Here is a 3,096-nt window from a genome sequence, read left to right on the forward strand (position 1 = left end):
GCAATAATATTGGCAGTAAGAACAATACCAACAAGCCTGAAATTATTCTGACTGGCGATAGAGCAACTGGGCCTTTACATTTGGGTCATTACGTCGGTTCACTTAAACAAAGAGTCTCTTTGCAGCATATTCACGACCAAACGATATTGGTCGCTGACATGCAAGGGCTTACCGACAACGCCCATAATCCTTCGAAGGTTTCTTCCAACATTCTCAATGTAGTCGCTGACTATCTTGCGGTGGGTATCGACCCGACCAAGACCACGATTTGTCTGCAATCACAGCTGCCGGTGTTAGCTGAGCTCACCATGTTCTACAGCAATCTTGTTTCTATCGCTCGCTTAGAACGGAATCCAACAGTCAAAAGCGAAATTCAGAACAAAGAGTTTGGACGTTCAATTCCAGCAGGCTTCCTCACTTATCCCATCTCACAGGCGGCAGACATTACTGCTTTTAACGCGACTTTAGTGCCTGTTGGCGATGATCAACTGCCGATGTTAGAACAAACCAATGAGATAGTAAGGAAAGTGAATTCGCTCGCTGGCAAACCAATCTTGAATGAATGCAGGCCGCTTCTCAGTAATGCATCTCGTCTGCCTAGTACTGATGGTAAAAGTAAGATGTCTAAATCGATGGGCAACGCCATTAATTTGGGTGCAACAGAGAAAGAGATCAGAGCTGCAGTCAAATCCATGTATACCGATCCAAATCATCTACGAATTGAAGAGCCAGGCAAGGTAGAAGGCAATATCGTGTTCACTTATCTTGATGCTTTTCACACAGACGCTAACTATGTCAGTCAACTAAAAGAGCATTACCAAAGAGGTGGGCTAGGCGATGGACAAACTAAGAAAGTGTTGGAAGAGTGCCTGCAAGAGATGCTTCGTCCTATTCGTGAAAGAAGAGCTGAGTTACTGGATGATAAAGCGCAGCTCATCGATATTTTGCGAAATGGTAGCGAAGTCTCTAGGGAAAGGACGCAAAAGGTACTGTTCGATGTAAAAGGCGTCTTTGGTCTGAATATTATCTAGCACTGGCTGTATGTAAATAAAGTCAATTAATTTGAATGATGATTACGGTTGATTTATAAAATGGATTTTGTGAATGGAAATGAGGTTGTATGGCAACGCATGATTTCACACTCCAGCTTTCAAGTTATGGTAATTAAATGAAAATTAACGTTTTACTCTCTGTCTTATTTTCGGCTTTGGTTTCAATGTCTGGCTGTTCAGATGTGGTCAGCGATGAGTACTCGACTTATGCGCAAGCCAAACAAGAGCGATTGTTTGACAGGGGATGGTTACCCGACATTCTGCCTAAATCTACCGTGAAGATTGAAGTGAAAAATGATTTGGATGCGAATACTTCAGAAGGAAGCTTCGTTATCAACGAGCCAGCATTGTCTGAATTTATTGGGAAGTTAAAACCGACTGAATCAGCCAATCAATTTCAGTTTGTGGATGGCGAGAATGTTTGGGTGTTCAAGATTGGTGATGATAGTGTAGTTTCCTACACGCTCAGTAAGCGCGAAGGCTAAGTTCAGTAATTCCAACCTACATTTCTGTTATGAGTTATGTGGGTTGTCGAATGACATTGTTCACCTAACTGTGCCTAGTCACCGCCAATAAGCCCTTATCACTCTCAATTACAGGCAAGTAATGACGGAAATCAGTCATTTAGATCATTTGGTATTAACCGTGAAAGATTTACAAGTTACGGTCGATTTTTACCAACGGGTACTTGGAATGAAGCCTATCGAATTTGGCGAGGGCAGGTTGGCGTTGTCATTTGGGACGCAGAAGATCAATTTACACCTCAGCGGTAGCGAGTTCGAGCCGAAGGCAAGGCGTGTGCAGGTCGGTAGTGCAGACCTCTGCTTTGTTACCAATACACCAATGGCTCAAGTTGTCGAACATATCAAATCGCAAGGAGTCGCGATAGAAGAAGGGCCCGTACCACGAACAGGTGCAATAGGGAAAATTGTCTCTGTTTATATTCGTGATCCTGATGGCAACCTGATTGAGCTCTCGAATTATTAGTCTTAGGCACTAAACCTGTACGCTTTTGTTTACTCTTCAAGAACGCGACTTTTTGTGTTTACTCCGCTTATCACTGGATGTCGTCAGCCAAACAAAATACAATCGAACAATGCTTTATTGAGGTTATGTTTATCATTATGGTGAGACACTTACTCACATTCATCGTTAGCCTGTTTTTTTTAACCGCTTGCTCCACAACGAGTAATGAGCAAATCGAAGAGAAGACACTGACCAACGAAAACACTTTGTCGAACACTGTCGAAGAAGATACGGATCTAAATGTCATTGCTGAGTCTACTGATGAGATAAATGCGGATTTAGTTAAAGACTCAAATATAAGCGGCAAGACGCAAGCTGAATCAGTTGGAGCTCCTCAAGCTAATGCTACGCAAGAAAGCACATCTCAAGTAACCGTTAAACAAGCGACCGAAGATCAAGTCGAGACCGATAATGAAAAAGGGCTTGGAAGTTACCTATTACTTAACAATGAGCCGACTAAGAAAGTGATTAAATCTCTAGAAGGCGTGACAGACGCATTGAACGTCATGACGTTTGGGATATTTGCCACTGGTAATGGTTAAACCGTTAACCAAGAACACTAACCTAATAGATAGAATGAGACGTGAAGGCGAGCCAAGTGGTTCGTCTTTTTGATCTTACAAACCTTGTCGTCGTTGCATTTTATATGCATTGATCGCTTATCAAGCCGCTCAGTCAGGGGACAGTCAACAAAGTAGGAAATTACTCGTTCTGGAAGGGAGTCGCCGTATTTACTGTGTTTGACTTGTTCTATACATCTAGGGTTCTAATACTCATCCCAAAGTAAGCAATGAAATCTAATCTTACAAAGACAACCCTTATATTCACTTGTGAGCATAGTAAGATGTTTGCTGTTAGGTTCGGTTTAGGTATCAATATTCTAGGGAAGAAATATGAACAACAAGAGTGTGTTTTTAAGCGTCGCGATGGTGATGTTATCTGCTCAAGCAAATGCATCTGATGTGAACCATGAGTCTGTCTCAGATGCTCTTTGTTCTGCGATAACACCATCTGAGAC

General features: G+C 42.3%; 4 protein-coding genes. All 4 read left to right on the forward strand.

The annotated features are described in order from the left end of the window. Window positions 1-1,031, forward strand: a 1,031-nt coding sequence (trpS, locus tag AB4496_RS19975) for a tryptophan--tRNA ligase (RefSeq protein ID WP_372131718.1), incomplete at its 5' end; no start/stop codon positions are given. Between the two features lie 137 nt (window positions 1,032-1,168). Beyond that, the gene (locus tag AB4496_RS19980) at window positions 1,169-1,537 is read left to right on the forward strand and encodes a hypothetical protein (RefSeq protein ID WP_032555021.1); all 369 of its coding nucleotides are present in this window, start codon (window positions 1,169-1,171) and stop codon (window positions 1,535-1,537) included. A gap of 121 nt (window positions 1,538-1,658) precedes the next feature. Next, window positions 1,659-2,039: a VOC family protein gene (locus tag AB4496_RS19985; protein ID WP_032555022.1), complete on the forward strand. Its 381-nt coding sequence runs from the start codon at window positions 1,659-1,661 to the stop codon at window positions 2,037-2,039. 137 nt (window positions 2,040-2,176) lie between these two features. Then, window positions 2,177-2,620: a hypothetical protein gene (locus AB4496_RS19990; RefSeq protein WP_032555129.1), complete on the forward strand. Its 444-nt coding sequence runs from the start codon at window positions 2,177-2,179 to the stop codon at window positions 2,618-2,620. Window positions 2,621-3,096: the final 476 nt, after the last annotated feature.

Source organism: Vibrio sp. 10N.222.46.A1 (genome assembly GCF_041473595.1).
Classification (GTDB): Bacteria; Pseudomonadota; Gammaproteobacteria; order Enterobacterales; family Vibrionaceae; genus Vibrio; species Vibrio tasmaniensis_A.

Excerpts from the sequence above, each read along its gene's own strand:
- AB4496_RS19980 (WP_032555021.1), top strand. The coding sequence starts at position 1,169 with ATGAAAATTAACGTTTTACTCTCTGTCTTATTTTCGGCTTTGGTTTCA.
- AB4496_RS19985 (WP_032555022.1), top strand. The coding sequence starts at position 1,659 with ATGACGGAAATCAGTCATTTAGATCATTTGGTATTAACCGTGAAAGAT.
- AB4496_RS19990 (WP_032555129.1), top strand. The coding sequence starts at position 2,177 with ATGGTGAGACACTTACTCACATTCATCGTTAGCCTGTTTTTTTTAACC.